The organism is Demequina lignilytica (assembly GCF_030418305.1).
Lineage (GTDB): Bacteria > Actinomycetota > Actinomycetes > Actinomycetales > Demequinaceae > Demequina > Demequina lignilytica.
Genome location: NZ_JAUHPX010000002.1, coordinates 155407 through 170803, shown reverse-complemented (window position 1 = coordinate 170803; position 15397 = coordinate 155407). Strand labels below are relative to the sequence as shown.

15 protein-coding genes are annotated in these 15397 nt (G+C 71.6%); 14 read left to right on the top strand and 1 reads right to left on the bottom strand.

Annotation, left to right across the window (positions count from 1 at the left end):
- The first annotated feature begins 32 nt into the window (after positions 1 to 32).
- The 14 genes from infB to QQX10_RS04045 all read left to right on the top strand — a co-directional run bounded on the left by infB (position 33) and on the right by QQX10_RS04045 (position 14847).
- Positions 33 to 2738, top strand: a complete 2706-nt coding sequence (gene infB / locus QQX10_RS04110) for a translation initiation factor IF-2 (protein WP_301118416.1) — start codon at positions 33 to 35, stop codon at positions 2736 to 2738.
- Positions 2738 to 3169 carry a 30S ribosome-binding factor RbfA gene (rbfA, locus tag QQX10_RS04105; protein WP_301118415.1) on the top strand — a complete coding sequence of 144 codons (432 nt, stop codon included), beginning with the start codon at positions 2738 to 2740 and terminating at the stop codon, positions 3167 to 3169. The genes infB and rbfA overlap by 1 nt, the downstream gene beginning before the upstream one ends.
- A 3-nt stretch (positions 3170 to 3172) precedes the next feature.
- Positions 3173 to 4132 carry a tRNA pseudouridine(55) synthase TruB gene (truB, locus tag QQX10_RS04100; protein ID WP_301118414.1) on the top strand — a complete coding sequence of 320 codons (960 nt, stop codon included), beginning with the start codon at positions 3173 to 3175 and terminating at the stop codon, positions 4130 to 4132.
- Between the two features lie 5 nt (positions 4133 to 4137).
- On the top strand, positions 4138 to 5112 hold the full coding sequence (locus QQX10_RS04095) for a bifunctional riboflavin kinase/FAD synthetase (RefSeq protein ID WP_301118413.1): 975 nt from the start codon (positions 4138 to 4140) through the stop codon (positions 5110 to 5112).
- Positions 5113 to 5206: 94 nt separating this feature from the next.
- Entirely contained in the window at positions 5207 to 5956 is a 750-nt protein-coding gene (locus QQX10_RS04090) for an amino acid ABC transporter ATP-binding protein (protein WP_301118412.1), read from the top strand.
- Between the two features lie 54 nt (positions 5957 to 6010).
- Positions 6011 to 6892 (top strand): glutamate ABC transporter substrate-binding protein, encoded by an 882-nt coding sequence (locus QQX10_RS04085; RefSeq protein WP_301118411.1) that lies wholly within the window; start codon positions 6011 to 6013, stop codon positions 6890 to 6892.
- Positions 6893 to 6949: 57 nt separating this feature from the next.
- Positions 6950 to 7603 (top strand): amino acid ABC transporter permease, encoded by a 654-nt coding sequence (locus QQX10_RS04080; RefSeq protein ID WP_301118410.1) that lies wholly within the window; start codon positions 6950 to 6952, stop codon positions 7601 to 7603.
- Positions 7600 to 8664, top strand: a complete 1065-nt coding sequence (locus QQX10_RS04075; RefSeq protein WP_301118409.1) for an amino acid ABC transporter permease — start codon at positions 7600 to 7602, stop codon at positions 8662 to 8664. The genes QQX10_RS04080 and QQX10_RS04075 overlap by 4 nt, the downstream gene beginning before the upstream one ends.
- Positions 8665 to 8821: 157 nt before the next feature.
- Positions 8822 to 9091 carry a 30S ribosomal protein S15 gene (gene rpsO, locus QQX10_RS04070; RefSeq protein WP_062301281.1) on the top strand — a complete coding sequence of 90 codons (270 nt, stop codon included), beginning with the start codon at positions 8822 to 8824 and terminating at the stop codon, positions 9089 to 9091.
- A gap of 337 nt (positions 9092 to 9428) precedes the next feature.
- Entirely contained in the window at positions 9429 to 11633 is a 2205-nt protein-coding gene (locus QQX10_RS04065; protein ID WP_301118408.1) for a polyribonucleotide nucleotidyltransferase, read from the top strand.
- Positions 11634 to 11779: 146 nt separating this feature from the next.
- Positions 11780 to 13105 (top strand): M16 family metallopeptidase, encoded by a 1326-nt coding sequence (locus QQX10_RS04060; protein WP_301118407.1) that lies wholly within the window; start codon positions 11780 to 11782, stop codon positions 13103 to 13105.
- Between the two features lie 61 nt (positions 13106 to 13166).
- Complete coding sequence (dapB, locus tag QQX10_RS04055; protein WP_301118406.1) at positions 13167 to 13910, top strand: 4-hydroxy-tetrahydrodipicolinate reductase; 744 nt, start codon at positions 13167 to 13169, stop codon at positions 13908 to 13910.
- A complete protein-coding gene (locus QQX10_RS04050; RefSeq protein ID WP_301118405.1) occupies positions 13907 to 14368 on the top strand; it encodes a hypothetical protein in 462 nt (153 codons plus the stop codon). Before dapB ends, QQX10_RS04050 begins: the two co-directional genes overlap by 4 nt.
- Complete coding sequence (locus tag QQX10_RS04045; protein WP_301118404.1) at positions 14365 to 14847, top strand: GNAT family N-acetyltransferase; 483 nt, start codon at positions 14365 to 14367, stop codon at positions 14845 to 14847. The genes QQX10_RS04050 and QQX10_RS04045 overlap by 4 nt, the downstream gene beginning before the upstream one ends.
- Here QQX10_RS04045 and QQX10_RS04040 read toward each other — a convergent pair whose 3' ends face one another.
- Positions 14848 to 15357 carry a GNAT family N-acetyltransferase gene (locus QQX10_RS04040; RefSeq protein WP_301118403.1) on the bottom strand — a complete coding sequence of 170 codons (510 nt, stop codon included), beginning with the start codon at positions 15355 to 15357 and terminating at the stop codon, positions 14848 to 14850. It abuts the gene before it with no gap.
- Between the last annotated feature and the right edge of the window lie 40 nt (positions 15358 to 15397).

The following is a 15397-nucleotide window of genomic DNA, read 5'->3' as shown; positions in this document are numbered from 1 at the left end:
CCCTGTCTTGGTCGAGTCAAGACAGGAGAATTGTGGCAAAGCCCCGCGTTCATGAGATCGCGAAGGAGCTCGGAGTCTCGAGCAAGGACCTCATCGCCAAGCTGAACGAGCTCGGCGAGTACGTCAAGGGTCCGTCCTCCACCCTGGAGGCGCCGGTCGTGCGCAAGGCGCGCGACGCCTTCCCCGCGTCCGCCGCGAAGCCCGCCGCCAAGGCGGCCGCGCCCGCGCCGAAGCCCGCTGCCGCGCCGGCCGCCAAGCCCGGCGCACCCAAGCCCGGCCCCAAGGCGGCGCCCGCCGCCGAGCAGGTCGAGGCCCCGGAGCCCGCGCGCAAGCCCGCCGGACCCGGCCCGAAGCCTGCCGCGGCGAAGCCCGCGGCCCAGGCCCCCGCATCGTCCGATGCCGCCCCGGCACGCAAGCCCGGCGCGCCCACCCCCGGACCTCGCCCGGCGGCCCCGACGCCGAGCGACATGCCGCGCCCGCGTCCGCGCCCGGCCGGCAACAACCCGTTCTCGGACCGCAACGCAGGTCCGCGTCCCCGCCCCCGTCCGGGCGGCAACAACCCGTTCCAGTCGCCCCGTCCGCAGGGCCCCCGTCCCGGCGGCGCCGGCGGCGGACGTCCCGGCGGTCCCGGCGGCGCACCCGGCCGTCCCGGCGGCGCCCCCGCGGGCACCCCTGGTCGCGGCTTCGGCCCCCGTCCCGCGGGCGGTGCCCCGGGCGGCGGTCCCGGTGGCGCTCCGGGCCGTCCCGGCGGCTTCGGCGGCCCCGGCGGCCGTCCGGCCCCCGGCGGCCGTGGCCGCGGCGGCGGCACCGCCGGCGCTTTCGGTCGTGCGGGCGGCAAGCCCGCGCGCGGCCGGAAGTCGAAGCGGGCGAAGCGGGCCGAGTACGAGCAGCAGGCGGCGCCGTCGATCGGCGGCGTGCAGATCCCTCGCGGCGACGGCTCGACCCCGATCCGCCTGCGTCGCGGCGCGACCCTGACGGACTTCGCTGAGAAGATCGACGTCAACCCCGCGTCGCTCGTGACCGTCCTGTTCCACCTGGGCGAGATGGCCACCGCGACGCAGTCGCTCGACGAGGACACCTTCGAGGCCCTCGGCAGCGAGCTCGGCTACGTCATCCAGATCGTGTCGCCGGAGGACGAGGACAAGGAGCTCCTCGAGGACTTCGGCCTCGACCTGGACGCCGAGCTCGAGGCGGAGACCGACGAGGACCTGGAGCCGCGTGCCCCGATCGTCACCGTCATGGGTCACGTCGACCACGGAAAGACCCGTCTGCTGGACTCGATCCGCAAGGCGGACGTCATCTCCGGCGAGGCCGGCGGCATCACCCAGCACATCGGCGCGTACCAGGTGCACACCACGCACGAGGACGTCGACCGTGCCATCACCTTCATCGACACCCCGGGTCACGAGGCGTTCACCGCCATGCGTGCCCGCGGTGCGAAGGTCACGGACATCGCGATCCTGGTGGTCGCGGCGGACGACGGCGTGATGCCCCAGACGATCGAGGCGCTGAACCACGCCCAGGCGGCGAACGTGCCGATCGTGGTCGCGGTCAACAAGGTGGACAAGGAGGGGGCCAACCCCGCCAAGATCCGCCAGCAGCTCACCGAGTACAACCTGGTGGCCGAGGAGTACGGCGGCGACACCATGTTCGTCGACGTGTCCGCGCTCCAGGGCAAGGGCATCGACGATCTGCTCGAGGCCGTGCTGCTCACCGCGGATGCCGGCCTCGACCTGCGGGCGAACCCGAACAAGGACGCCCGCGGTGTGGCCGTCGAGGCCCACCTCGACAAGGGCCGCGGTGCCGTCGCGACCGTCCTGGTCAACTCCGGAACGCTCCGCGTCGGCGACGCGATCGTCGCGGGCACGGCCCACGGCCGCGTGCGTGCGATGTTCGACGAGCACGACAACCCGGTCGACGTCGCCACGCCGGGCCGCCCGGTGCTGGTCATCGGTCTCACCTCGGTGCCCCGCGCCGGCGACACCTTCCTGGTGGCCGACGACGACCGCACCGCCCGTCAGATCGCCGAGAAGCGCGAGGCCGCCGAGCGTGCCGCTCAGCTCGCCAAGCGCCGCAAGCGCATCTCCCTCGAGGACTTCAACAAGGCCCTCGAGGAGGGCAAGGTCGAGACCCTCAACCTCATCATCAAGGGTGACGTCTCCGGTGCCGTCGAGGCGCTCGAGGACGCGCTGCTCCAGATCGACGTGGGCGACGAGGTCGACCTGCGCATCATCCACCGCGGTGTCGGTGCGGTGACGCAGAACGACGTCAACCTCGCGACGGTCGACAACGCGATCATCCTCGGCTTCAACGTGCGTCCGGCGGAGCGCGTCCAGGACCTCGCGGACCGCGAGGGCGTGGACATGCGCTTCTACTCGGTCATCTACCGCGCGCTCGAGGACGTCGAGGCCTCGCTCAAGGGCATGCTCAAGCCCGAGTTCGAGGAGCGCCAGGTCGGCGGCGCGGAGATCATGGAGATCTTCCGCTCCTCCAAGTTCGGCAACATCGCCGGCTGCCTGGTCCGCACCGGCAAGATCACCCGCAACGCCAAGGCCAAGGTCGTGCGCAACGGCGTGGTCATCGGCGAGCCGACCATCGACACCCTGCGTCGCTTCAAGGACGACGTCACGGAGGTCAAGGACGGCTTCGAGTGCGGTATCGGCCTCGGCAAGTTCAACGACATCCAGGTCGGTGACATCATCGAGACGTTCGAGATGGTCGAGATCCCGAGGGACTGATGGCTGACAAGGCACGCGCGCTGAAGCTCGCGGGCACGATCAAGAAGATCGTCGCCCGCGCGCTTCAGACCGAGATCAAGGACCCCCGGCTGGCGTTCGTCACCATCACCGATGTGCGGGTGACGGGCGACCTCCAGCAGGCGTCGGTGTTCTACACCGTCATGGGCGGCGAGACCGAGCGTGAGGACGCGGCGAAGGCCCTGGCCAAGGCCACGGGCCGGCTGCGGTCGATCGTCGGCTCCGGGCTGGGCATCCGTCTGACCCCGACGCTGTCCTTCCACCTCGACGCGGTCCCCGAGACGGCCGCCTCGCTCGACCGCGCGCTGCACGAGGCGCACCAGCGGGACGAGGAGCTCAAGCGGCTGCGCGAGAACGCGCAGTTCGCCGGCGAGGCGGACCCGTACAAGCACCCGGACGAGGACGAGAGCTAGGGCATGGGCCGCCGCGGCGGGCCCGAGCCCGTCCCCGGCCTGGTCGTGGTCGACAAGCCGGCCGGCTGGACCTCGCACGACGTCGTCGCGCGGGTCCGCCGGCTGGCGTCCACCTCCAAGGTGGGCCACGCCGGCACGCTCGATCCGATGGCGACGGGCGTGCTGGTGCTCGGCATCGGACGCGCGACCAAGCTGCTCACCTACGTGGTCGGGCATGACAAGTCCTACGACGCGACCATCCGCCTCGGCCAGTCCACGGTGACGGACGATGCGGAGGGTGACGTCACCTCCGAGGCCGACGCCTCCGCGGTGACGGACGAGGCGCTGCGGGCGGCCGTGGCCGACCTCACCGGCGACATCCAGCAGCGGCCGTCCGCGGTCTCCGCGATCAAGGTCGACGGCAGGCGCTCCTACGCGCGGGTGCGCGGGGGAGAGGACGTCGAGCTGCCGCCGCGACCCGTCACCGTCTCGCGCTTCGACGTGCGCGCGGTGCGCCGGTCGGGCCCGGTCGTCGACGTCGACGTGACGGTCGACGTCTCGTCGGGCACGTACGTGCGGGCGCTCGCCCGCGACCTGGGCGCCGCGCTCGGCGTCGGAGGGCATCTGACCGCGCTGCGCCGGACGCGGGTGGGCGGCATCGACCTCGCCATGGCGCGCACGCTCGAGGACCTGGGCGCGGTGGTCGAGGGGGGCGAGACCATGCCGCGCATCCCGCTCGCCGACGCCGCCTCCGCGACGCTGCCGGTGCTGGAGGTGTCGGATCGCGACGCGACCGCGCTCGGCTTCGGCCAGTGGATCGACGCTCCCGGCCTCGACGGCACCGCGGTGGCCATCGCGCCCGGGCCGCGCGCGGTCGCGATCGTGGAGCCCAAGGCAGGCCGCGCGAAGCCCGCGGTGGTCTTCGAGGTCGCCTCCGCATCGTCCGCACCTGGACCGTCGGCCCCGCCGGCTGCGGCAGAATGACGCGCATGCACGTCTGGCGCTCGCTCGCGGAGATCCCCGACCTGGGCCCCGCCGTGGTCACGCTCGGCAACTTCGACGGCGTCCACCGCGGCCACCAGGCGGTGCTCGGGGCCATGGTCGCCGACGCCCGGGCGCGCGGCCAGGTCGCGCTGGCGATGACCTTCGACCCGCATCCGAAGGCCGTGCACGACCCGGCGCACCCGCCGGAGCTCCTCACCGGGATCGACGACCGGTTGGAGCGGCTGGCGGCGATCGGGCTCGACGGCGTGCTCGTCGTGCGCTACACGCTGGACTTCGCCCGCCAGACGCCTGAGGAGTTCGTGCGCGACTACCTCGTGCGCGGCATGCGCGCCTCGTGCGTCGTGGTCGGGCGCGACACCCGCTTCGGGCGCGGCAACGCCGGCGACGTCGAGACGATGCGGGAGCTGGGCGACCGGCTGGGCTTCGACGTCGACATCATCGACGACGCGTGCGCGGTGTCCGAGTCCGGGCGGCGCTGGTCGTCGACCTGGGTGCGCGAGCTCGTCGAGGAGGGCGACCTGCGCGGCGCCGCCGACGTGCTGGGCCGGGAGCACCGGGTGCGCGGCGTGGTGATCCACGGCGACAAGCTCGGCCGGACCATCGGGTTCCCGACCGCGAACCTCGACCACACCGCAGGGATGATCCCGCGCCACGGCGTCTACGCGGCCTGGCTCACGGTGATCGATCCCGGGGACAACGCTCGCGCCGCGGCGATCGCGCAGGAGCGCCTGCCCGCCGCCGTGAGCCTCGGGATGAACTACACCGTCGGGGGCACCGACCTGCGCATCGAGGCCTACGTGATCGACGCCGAGGGGCTCGACCTGTACGGCGCCGAGGTCGCCCTCGACCTGGTCGAGTGGCGGCGCCCGATGCTCGACTTCGGTTCCGTCGAGGCGCTGGTGGTGGGCCTCGAGGAGGACGTCGACTGGTGCCGGGAGGCGCTCGAGATCCGCCCGTGACGCACGGCCGGGGCGTGTTACCAGGCAGTTAAGTTTCGGTCGCTTTTGTGTCACATCTCGGGCGGACCCGGACCTGCGGGCCTAGGGTGGAGAGATGCCAACCGCAACCGATGCCCTCGTGGTGGTCGACAAGGTCAACAAGCACTTCGGCGAGCTGCACGTGCTTCAGGACATCGACCTGTCCGTGGCCCGCGGCGAGGTGATCGTCGTGATCGGGCCGTCCGGCTCGGGCAAGTCCACGCTGTGCCGCGCCATCAACCGCCTCGAGACCATCGACAGCGGGTCGATCACCATCGACGGCCAGCCGCTGCCGCAAGAGGGGAAGGCGCTCGCCGGCCTCCGCGCCGACGTCGGGATGGTCTTCCAATCGTTCAACCTGTTCGCGCACAAGACGATCCTCGAGAACGTCACGCTCGGGCCCATCAAGGTCAAGAAGGTGGCGAAGAAGGAGGCCGACGCGCAGGCCATGGCGCTGCTCGAGCGCGTCGGCGTCGCCAACCAGGCCCAGAAGTACCCGGCTCAGCTCTCGGGCGGCCAGCAGCAGCGCGTCGCGATCGCCCGCTCCCTGGCCATGAAGCCCAAGGTGATGCTGTTCGACGAGCCCACCAGCGCGCTCGACCCGGAGATGATCAACGAGGTCCTCGACGTGATGACCTCCCTCGCGCACGAAGGGATGACCATGATCGTGGTCACCCACGAGATGGGCTTCGCGCGCAAGGCGGCGAACCGCGTGGTGTTCATGGCGGATGGACGGATCCACGAGGAGTCCGACCCGGAGACGTTCTTCACGTCGCCGACGTCGGAGCGTGCCAAGGACTTCCTGTCGAAGATCCTGACGCACTGAGAGCAACGGCTTGGCGCTCCGCGACCGCGGGGCGCCCGGATGGAGGAGGCAGAGATGATGCGGAAGAAGGCGGCCTGGGCCGCAGCGGCGATCGTGGCGGGGCTCACCCTCGCGGCGTGCTCGTCGGGGGACGACTCGGATGCGGAGGCCTCGGGCGATGACGGCTCGATGATGGAGTTCGCCGAGGGGTCGACCATGGCCGCCCTCTCGGAGGCGGGCTCGATCACGATCGGCACCAAGTTCGACCAGCCGCTGTTCGGGCTGCTCGCGCCGAGCGGCGACCCCGAGGGCTTCGACGTGGAGATCGGCAAGATCATCGCGGGCAAGCTCGGCATCGACGAAGGCTCGATCGAGTGGGTCGAGACCGTGTCCGCGAACCGCGAGCCGTTCATCCAGGACGGCACCGTCGACATCGTCATCGCGACGTACACGATCAACGACGCGCGCAAGGAGCTCGTGAGCTTCGCGGGTCCGTACTACAACGCCGGCCAGGCGCTGATGACGCTGTCCACCACGGACGACATCAACGGTCCCGACGACCTCGCGGGCAAGAACGTCTGCTCCGTCGAGGGCTCGACCCCCGCGCAGAACATCGCGGACAACTACCCGGACGCGAACCTCTCGCTGTTCGGCGCGTACACGGACTGCCTGGAGCCGCTCAGCAACGGTCAGGTCGACGTGGTGACGACGGACAACGTGATCCTCGCGGGCTACGTGGCCGAGTCGGACGGTGAGTTCAAGGTGGTCGGCGAGCCGTTCACCGAGGAGCCCTACGGCATCGGTCTCGCGCTCGACGACACCGAGTTCCGGATGTGGATCAACGACGTGCTCGAGGAGATCTTCGAGGACGGCAGCTGGCTCGAGGCGTGGCAGGCCACCGCGGGCACCGTGCTGCCCGACCCGGATGTCCCGACCGTCGACCGGTACGAGAACTAGCGACCACGCCGTGCGGCCCCTCGTCCGAGGGGCCGCACGGCCCGTCCGGAGGAGAGCATGCAGACGTTCATCGAGGAGTTCGGCCTCATCTGGGGGGCCTTCCTCGCGACGCTGTCGCTGACGGCGGTGGCGGGGGCGCTGTCGCTCGTGCTCGGCACCCTGCTCGCGACCATGCGCGTGTCGCCCGTCGGCCCGCTGCGGAGCTTCGGCACCGCGTACGTCGAGATCGTCCGCAACACCCCGCTGACGCTCATGTTCTTCTTCTGGGTCTTCGTCGCCCCGACGTTCGGGCTGCTGTTCCCCGAGCTGGGCTTCTGGCCCGCGGTGGTCTCGCTGAGCCTGTACACCAGCTCCTTCGTCTGCGAGGCGTTGCGCTCCGGCGTGAACTCCGTCGGGATCGGGCAGGCGGAGGCCGCCCGCAGCATCGGCCTGACCTTCGGCCAGACGCTGTCCCAGGTGGTGCTGCCCCAGGCGTGGCGCACCGCGATCCCGCCGCTGATCTCGGTGCTGATCGCGCTCACCAAGAACACGTCGGTCGCCGCCGGCTTCGCGTTCACCGAGCTGGTCGCGATCCAGCAGCGCCTCACCAACACGCACCCCGCCGACGGGCTGTTCATCTTCTTCGGGATCGGCCTCATGTACCTGGTGATCACCATCCCGCTCGGCCTCCTGGCCGGGCAGATCGAGCGGAAGGTGGCGTTCGCACGATGAGCGGATCGGTCCTCTACGACGCCCCCGGCCCCCGCGCGAAGCGGCTCGACCGGACGCTCAACCTCGTCTTCTCGCTCGCGTTCGTCGCGATCGGCGCGTGGATCCTGTGGTCCTGGTACCAGCGCGGGATCTTCGACGACCGCTGGGCCATCCTGTGGGACCCGCCGAAGGGTCAGACCGCCGGCGACGTCTGGCTGTCGCTCGCGAAGGGTCTGGGGAACACGCTCAAGGCCGCGGCCCTCGCCGCGCCCGTCGCCCTCATCCTGGGCGGCGCGATCGCTATCGTGCGGCGCGGCTCGGCCCGCCGCGTGCTGTCGGGCTCCTCCGCCGTGGTGACGGAGCTCGCGCGCGGCCTCCCCGTGCTGCTGCTGATGTTCCTCGCGAAGCTCGTGTTCGGCTGGGACGTGCTGTGGTCCGTGGTCTTCGGGCTGGTGGTCTACAACGCGGCGGTGGTCGCCGAGATCCTGCGCGCCGGTCTCGCCGCGCTGCCCAAGGGCCAGCGCGAGGCAGGGCTCAGCATCGGCCTGTCGACCATGCGCACGACGCTCCTGATCGAGCTCCCGCAGGCGGTGCGGATCATGCTGCCCGCGCTGGTGAGCCAGCTGGTCGTGCTGCTCAAGGACACCTCGCTCGGCTTCATCGTCGCGTACCCCGAGCTGCTGCGGACCATCAAGCTCAACCGCGACTACTTCGGCGTCGACTACACGTTGCCGCTGTTCCTCGTGGGCGCGACCATCTACATCCTGATCAACATGGCCGTGTCGCGGCTCGCGACCTACATCGAGCGTCGCCTGCGCGAGGGCGGGGCAGGCCGTGGGCTGACGCCGCCGGAGATCGGGCCCACCGGGCCGATCCCGCAGTCCGGCATCGGCGGCCCGGCGCGCGAGGAGGGAGCCCACGCGGGCGACCCGTTGTTCGGGGCGGGACGGCCTGTCAGCTCCCAGCCCATCCCGCAGCGACGGCCGGGCGACGACGAGGAGGAGCGCCGCAGGCGCGCGGTGCTGAGCGACCCGACCCGCGCGGGCATGCAGGCGAACAGCCGTACCGGGGACTCCTGGTAGCGTTCGCGGGCCGCCGCGCGCGGGCCATGCCTCCCGAGGTCGCCCGATCCCCGCAACGTCCTGTACCATTGATCTTCGCCGTCAGAACGGCCGCGGTTAACAGTGCCCCGGTGAACAGGCCCGGGTGCGCCGCGCAACGAGTGAAAGAGAGATCACAGTGGCGCTCGACGCAGCAGTGAAGCAGTCCATCATGGCCGAGTACGCGACCCGCGAGGGCGACACCGGTTCTCCCGAGGTCCAGGTCGCGGTGCTCACGCAGCGCATCAAGGACCTGACCGAGCACCTCAAGGAGCACAAGCACGACCACCACTCGCGTCGTGGCCTGCTGCTCCTCGTGGGTCGCCGTCGCAACCTCCTCAACTACCTCCAGCGCGTCGACGTGGAGCGCTACCGCGCCCTGATCGCCCGTCTGGGCCTGCGCCGCTAAGCGCGCAGCCCGCTCACGCGTCAGCCCGGCCGCGCCCTTCCCCGTGAAGGTCGCAGCGGCCGGGCTTTCGCATGTCCGGGGGAGGCGCGGGCATCGTCCCTGGGCCGTCCGCGTGTCCGACTCGCGTGTTTCAGGCGTGTGACTGATACCATTGACGCGGCTCGGAAGTTCGAGCCAGCCAACACAACCTGGCAGGCCAGCCGGATGCTGATCCTCGGTGGTGATGGGCAGAACCCCCCGCGAGCGGGCGTCGTTCTGAGCATTTCGACTGACGATCAGTGACGTGGCGTGAGCCATATCCGCCTGCCTGCCTCCTAGGCAAGGAGCACTCACCCCTATGGAGGGTCCCGAGATCCAGTTCGCCGAGGCCACGATCGACAACGGTCGCTTCGGCACCCGCACCGTCCGGTTCGAGACGGGTCGTCTCGCCAAGCAGGCCGCCGGCTCCGCCGTCGCCTACCTCGACGGCGAGACCATGCTGCTGTCCGCCACCACCGCCTCCAAGGCGCCGCGTGACGGCTTCGACTTCTTCCCCCTGACCGTCGACGTCGAGGAGCGCCAGTACGCCGCGGGCAAGATCCCCGGCTCGTTCTTCCGTCGCGAGGGCCGTCCCACCACGGACGCGATCCTCACCTGCCGTCTGATCGACCGTCCGCTGCGCCCGTCCTTCGTGTCGGGCCTGCGCAACGAGATCCAGGTCGTCGTCGACGTCCTCGCGATCCACCCGGACGACCAGTACGACGTCGTCGCGATCAACGCGGCGTCCATGTCCACCCAGCTCGCCGGCCTGCCCTTCTCGGGCCCCATCGGCGGCGTGCGCATCGCGCTCATCGAGGGCCAGTGGGTCTGCTTCCCGCGCTGGTCGGAGATGGACAACGCGGTCTTCAACATGGTCGTGGCCGGCCGCGTCGTCGGTGACGACGTCGCCATCATGATGGTCGAGGCCGAGGCCACCGAGACCGCCTTCGAGCTGGTCTCCGAGGGCGCCCAGGCGCCGACCGAGGCCGTCGTGGCCGAGGGCCTCGAGGCTGCGAAGCCGTTCATCCGCGCCCTGTGCGAGGCGCAGGCCGAGGTCGCCGCGAAGGCCGCCAAGGAGACCGCGGAGTTCCCGCGCTTCCTCGACTACCAGGACGACCTGTACTCGGTGGTCGCGCCTGCGATCGAGGGCGACCTCGCCGAGGCGCTCACCATCGCCGACAAGCAGACCCGCGAGTCGCGCCTCGACGAGATCAAGGACGGCGCGCACGCGCAGTTCGACGGTCAGTTCGAGGGCCGGGAGAAGGAGATCTCCGCGGTCGTCCGCTCGGTCACCAAGAAGACCATCCGTCAGCGCATCCTCAAGGACGGCGTCCGCATCGACGGCCGTGGCCTCAAGGACATCCGTCCGCTGTCGGCCGAGGTCGCCGTGGTGCCCCGCGTGCACGGCTCCGCGATCTTCGAGCGTGGCGAGACCCAGATCATGGGCATCACCACGCTGAACATGCTCAAGATGGAGCAGCAGATCGACTCGTTCTCGCCCGAGACGCACAAGCGCTACATGCACCACTACAACTTCCCGCCCTTCTCCACGGGCGAGACCGGTCGCGTGGGCTCCCCGAAGCGTCGCGAGATCGGCCACGGCGCGCTCGCCGAGCGTGCCCTGGTGCCGGTGCTCCCGTCGCGCGAGGACTTCCCCTACGCGATCCGCGAGGTGTCCGAGGCGCTCGGCTCGAACGGCTCGACCTCGATGGGCTCGGTCTGCGCCTCGACGCTGGCCATGCTCAACGCCGGCGTGCCGCTGAAGGCCCCCGTCGCGGGCATCGCGATGGGCCTCGTGTCCGACACGGTCGACGGTGAGACCCGCTACGCGGCGCTCACCGACATCCTGGGCGCCGAGGACGCGTTCGGCGACATGGACTTCAAGGTCGCCGGCACCTCCGAGTTCGTCACCGCGATCCAGCTCGACACCAAGCTCGACGGCATCCCCGCCTCGGTGCTGGCCGGCGCGCTGCAGCAGGCGTACGACGCCCGCGTCCACATCCTCGGCGTGATGGCGCAGGCCATCTCCGAGCCCGACGAGATGAGCCCGCACGCCCCGCGCGTGATCGCGGTGCGCATCCCCGTCGACAAGATCGGCGAGGTCATCGGCCCCAAGGGCAAGATGATCAACCAGATCCAGGACGACACGGGTGCGGACATCTCCATTGAGGACGACGGCACCGTCTACATCGGCGCCACCGACGGCCCGTCGGCCGAGGCCGCGCGCGCGGCGATCAACGCGATCGCCAACCCGCACGTGCCCGAGGTCGGCGAGCGCTTCGTCGGCACCGTGGTGAAGACCGTCGCGTTCGGTGCCTTCATCTCGCTCACCCCGGGCAAGGACGGTCTGCTGCACATCTCGCAGATCCGCAAGCTCGTGGGCGGCAAGCGTGTCGAGAACGTGGAGGACGTGCTCGGCGTGGGTCAGAAGATCCAGGTGGAGATCACCGAGGTCGACCCGCGCGGCAAGCTCTCGCTCGGCGTGGTCGAGGAGGCGGCCGCCGAGGAGACCGTCGAGGCGTAGGCCTTCGCAGTCCTGACGTCCGGAGGGGCGGTCCCGCGCAGCGGGGCCGCCCCTCCGGCGCGTCCGGGCGACGATGCGACGGTCGCCCGGCGCGCGCATCGTCCCCGGTGCCCGGGCGGGGCCGCGCCGCGGCTAGGCTCACCCCCATGCCGCACATGCTTCCCCTGGTCCACTCCGGCGCCATCGGCTCCGACATCGCGATCGAGCAGGATCACGGGGCGGTGATCCGTCGCACGATCCTGCCCGGCGGCGTGCGCGTCCTCACCGAGCAGATCCCGGGCATGCGGTCGGCCACGCTCGGCGCGTGGGTGGGCGTCGGCTCGCGGGACGAGGCCCCCGAGCACGGCGGCTCGACCCACTTCCTCGAGCACCTGCTGTTCAAGGGCACCGCGCGCCGGAGCGCGCTCGACATCGCCGAGGAGTTCGACCGGGTCGGGGGCGAGTCCAACGCCCTGACCGGCAAGGAGTACACCTGCTACTACGCGCGGGTGATCGACACCGACCTGCCGATGGCGATCGACGTGGTGCTCGACATGGTCACGAGCGCGCGGCTCGACCAGGCCGACTTCGACATGGAGCGCGGGGTCATCCTCGAGGAGCTCGCCATGAACGAGGACGACCCGGGCGACGTCATCCACGAGCGCTTCACCGAGGCGGTGCTCGGGGGCCATCCCCTCGGACGCCCCATCGGCGGTACCCCCGAGATCATCGAGGCCGTCACGCGGGACGCGGTCGAGGAGCACTACCGTCAGCACTACACGCCCCGCGGATTGATCATCACCGCCGCGGGCGGCGTCGACCACGACGCGGTCTGCGCGCTGGTCGCCCGCGCGCTCGACGCGGGCGGCTGGGACCTTCCCGCCGACGGCATCCCGACCGGCCGGCGCGACCGGTTCGCCCCGGTGGAGGCGAGCGTCACGCCCGAGATCCGCATCACCCGCTCGGAGCTCGAGCAGGCGCACGTGCTGCTGGGCACCACGGGCTTCCGGGCGACGGACGAGCGCCGGAGCGTGCTCGCCGTGTACAACGCGATCCTCGGCGGCGGGATGTCCTCCCGGCTGTTCCAGGAGATCCGCGAGAAGCGGGGCCTGACGTACTCGGTCTACTCCTTCGGCGCCCCCAGCGCGGAGACGGGCGTGTTCGGCATCTACGGCGCCTGCGCGCCCGGCAAGGCGGACGAGGTGGTGCGGCTCATGACGCACGAGTTCGAGCGCATGGCCGAGGGGGTCACCGACGCGGAGCTCGAGCGCGCCAAGGGCCAGATCGCGGGGTCCATGGTGCTGCGGCTGGAGGACTCGTACAGCCGCATGTCGCGCCTGGGGAAGGCCGAGCTCGTCTTCGGCGACCTGTGGTCGATCGCCGAGATGCTCGACGACGTGCACGCCGTCACGGCCTCCGAGGTGCAGGGCCTCGCCGCCGACCTCGCCGCCCGTGCCCGCGTGAGCGTGAGGGTCGGCCCCGAGCGCGCGTAGGGACGATGGAGGCCGCGGTGCACCGCGCTGCCCGGCGTCCGGGCGCCAGTAGGGTGGTCGCATGATCACCGTCGCAGTGCTGGGCGCCGCCGGGCGCATGGGGACCCACGTCGTGAATGCGGTCGGGGCCGCGCCGGACCTCGAGCTGGTCGCGGCGCTCGACCACTCCGACGACGTAGCGCAGGCGGCCCGAGCCGGCGCGCAGGTCGCGGTCGACTTCACCGTTCCCACCGCGACCGAGGCCAACGTGCACGCGCTGATCGACCTCGGCATCAACGCGGTCGTCGGCACCACGGGCTGGACCGAGGAGTCGCTGCTGCGGGTGGAGGAGCACCTGCGGGAGCGTCCCGAGCTCGGCGTGCTGATCGCCCCGAACTTCGCCCTCAGCGCGGTGCTGAGCATGCGGTTCGCCGCGGCGGCCGCGCGGTACTTCGAGTCCGTCGAGGTGGTCGAGCTGCACCATCCCGACAAGGTCGACGCCCCGTCAGGCACGGCGGTGCACACGGCCCGCGGGATCGCCGCCGCGCGCGCCGCCGCGGGCATCGCGGCCTCGCCCGACGCGACCACCCACGACCCCGACGGGGCGCGCGGGGCGGTGATCGACGGCGTGCACGTCCACGCGGTGCGGCTGCGCGGCCTGGTCGCGCACGAGGAGGTGCTGCTGGGCAACCCGGGCGAGCAGCTCACGATCCGCACCGACAGCTTCGACCGCGTGAGCTTCATGCCCGGGGTGCTGCTCGGCGTGCGCGAGGTGGTCCGCCGGCCCGGGCTCGCGGTGGGTCTCGACTCCTACATGGACCTGTGAAGCTCCTCCGGCGTCCGGCGTTCCTGGCCGCGGGGGCGCTGACCCTGCTGCTCGCGCTCTACATCTCGGTGGTGGCGTCGCTGTCCTTCGCCCTGCTCCGCGACGACTCGTGGCTGGCGCGGGGGATCGGCGTCGCGTCCCTGGTGCTGCCGTTCGTGGCGGCCTGGTACCTGTGGCAGGAGTGGCGGCTGGTGATCGCCGTCCAGCGGATGGGCGCGCGCCTCGAGCAGGAGGGGCGGCTGCCGGTCCACGACGGCCCGCGCACGCCGAGCGGGAGGCTCGAGGAGCAGGCCGCGCGCGACGTGTACGAGGTCGCGCGCGCGGGCGTCGACCTCGAGCCCGACAGCTGGGTCGCCTGGTTCCACCTCGCCGCCGGGTACTCCGTGATGGAGGACCGGGCGCAGGCGAGGCGCTCCTACCGCTACGCCGCCGAGCTCTTCCGCAGGTCAGCCGGGTGAGCACCCCCGAGGTCCGGATCGCGGTCGAGGACCCCGCGACCGACGACGTCGTCGCACTGCTGTCGGAGCACCTCGCGGACATGCACGCGACCTCGCCGGCCGAGTCCGTGCACGCGCTCGACGTGCGCGCGCTGCGAGCCCCGCACGTCACCTTCCTCGCCGCGCGCGACCACGCCGGGGCCCTCCTCGGCGTGGGGGCGCTCGCGGTGCTCGGCCCGGACCACGGCGAGATCGAGTCGATGCGCACCACGCCCGCCGCACGCGGGCGAGGCGTGGCGGCCGCGGTGCTTGCCCGTATCGTCGACCTCGGGCGCGAGCGGGGTCTCGCCCGTCTCAGCCTCGAGACCGGGACCCAGGACTTCTTCGCGCCCGCGCACCGTCTCTACGAGCGCCACGGGTTCGTCGCGTGCGGGCCCTTCGGGTCCTACAGGTCAGATCCGCACTCGCGGTTCTACACGCTCGCGCTCGCCGACGCCTGATCAGACCGTGGCGTGCCAGAGCTGCTCGGGGATGCTGATCCCGGGGCCGTCGAGCTCGCGCCGCATGCCTGCCTCCGCGAATCCGACCGAGCGCAGGTAGTCCGAGCGGACCTTGTCCTTCTCGAGGGCCCAGAGGCGCATCTCGTCCGCGCCGTGGGAGCGCAGGTGGTCGACCACGGCCGACAGGAGCCGGGAGCCGTGCCCGCGACGGCGCTGGTCGGGCGCGACCTCGAGCGCGATGATGTCGCGCGGCGGCGCCACCGCCGCGAAGCCCACGATCCGGTCGCCGGCCAGCGCGACGAGCACCTGGTGGCCCGGCGTCGGCGGCTGCACGATCGCGGCGGCCCAGCCGGCCTCGACGGAGGCGAGGTCGAACGCGCTGTGGCGCCGCGGCCCGAGCCGCTCGCCGAGCGCGGCGATCCAGGAGTCCACCTGGATGCGAGCGACGGCGGCCTCATCGCCGGGTCGGGCGGGGCGGACGGATGCATCGGCAGCGGGAGCAGGGCTCATGATGCCGAGCCTAGTGACGCCGCGCCGCGATGGAAACAGG

Excerpts from the sequence above, each read along its gene's own strand:
- QQX10_RS04060 (WP_301118407.1), top strand. The coding sequence starts at position 11,780 with ATGCCGCACATGCTTCCCCTGGTCCACTCCGGCGCCATCGGCTCCGAC.
- QQX10_RS04075 (WP_301118409.1), top strand. The coding sequence starts at position 7,600 with ATGAGCGGATCGGTCCTCTACGACGCCCCCGGCCCCCGCGCGAAGCGG.
- QQX10_RS04090 (WP_301118412.1), top strand. The coding sequence starts at position 5,207 with ATGCCAACCGCAACCGATGCCCTCGTGGTGGTCGACAAGGTCAACAAG.
- QQX10_RS04065 (WP_301118408.1), top strand. The coding sequence starts at position 9,429 with ATGGAGGGTCCCGAGATCCAGTTCGCCGAGGCCACGATCGACAACGGT.
- truB (WP_301118414.1), top strand. The coding sequence starts at position 3,173 with ATGGGCCGCCGCGGCGGGCCCGAGCCCGTCCCCGGCCTGGTCGTGGTC.
- dapB (WP_301118406.1), top strand. The coding sequence starts at position 13,167 with ATGATCACCGTCGCAGTGCTGGGCGCCGCCGGGCGCATGGGGACCCAC.
- QQX10_RS04080 (WP_301118410.1), top strand. The coding sequence starts at position 6,950 with ATGCAGACGTTCATCGAGGAGTTCGGCCTCATCTGGGGGGCCTTCCTC.
- QQX10_RS04095 (WP_301118413.1), top strand. The coding sequence starts at position 4,138 with ATGCACGTCTGGCGCTCGCTCGCGGAGATCCCCGACCTGGGCCCCGCC.
- QQX10_RS04085 (WP_301118411.1), top strand. The coding sequence starts at position 6,011 with ATGATGCGGAAGAAGGCGGCCTGGGCCGCAGCGGCGATCGTGGCGGGG.
- QQX10_RS04040 (WP_301118403.1), bottom strand. The coding sequence starts at position 15,357 with ATGAGCCCTGCTCCCGCTGCCGATGCATCCGTCCGCCCCGCCCGACCC.
- rbfA (WP_301118415.1), top strand. The coding sequence starts at position 2,738 with ATGGCTGACAAGGCACGCGCGCTGAAGCTCGCGGGCACGATCAAGAAG.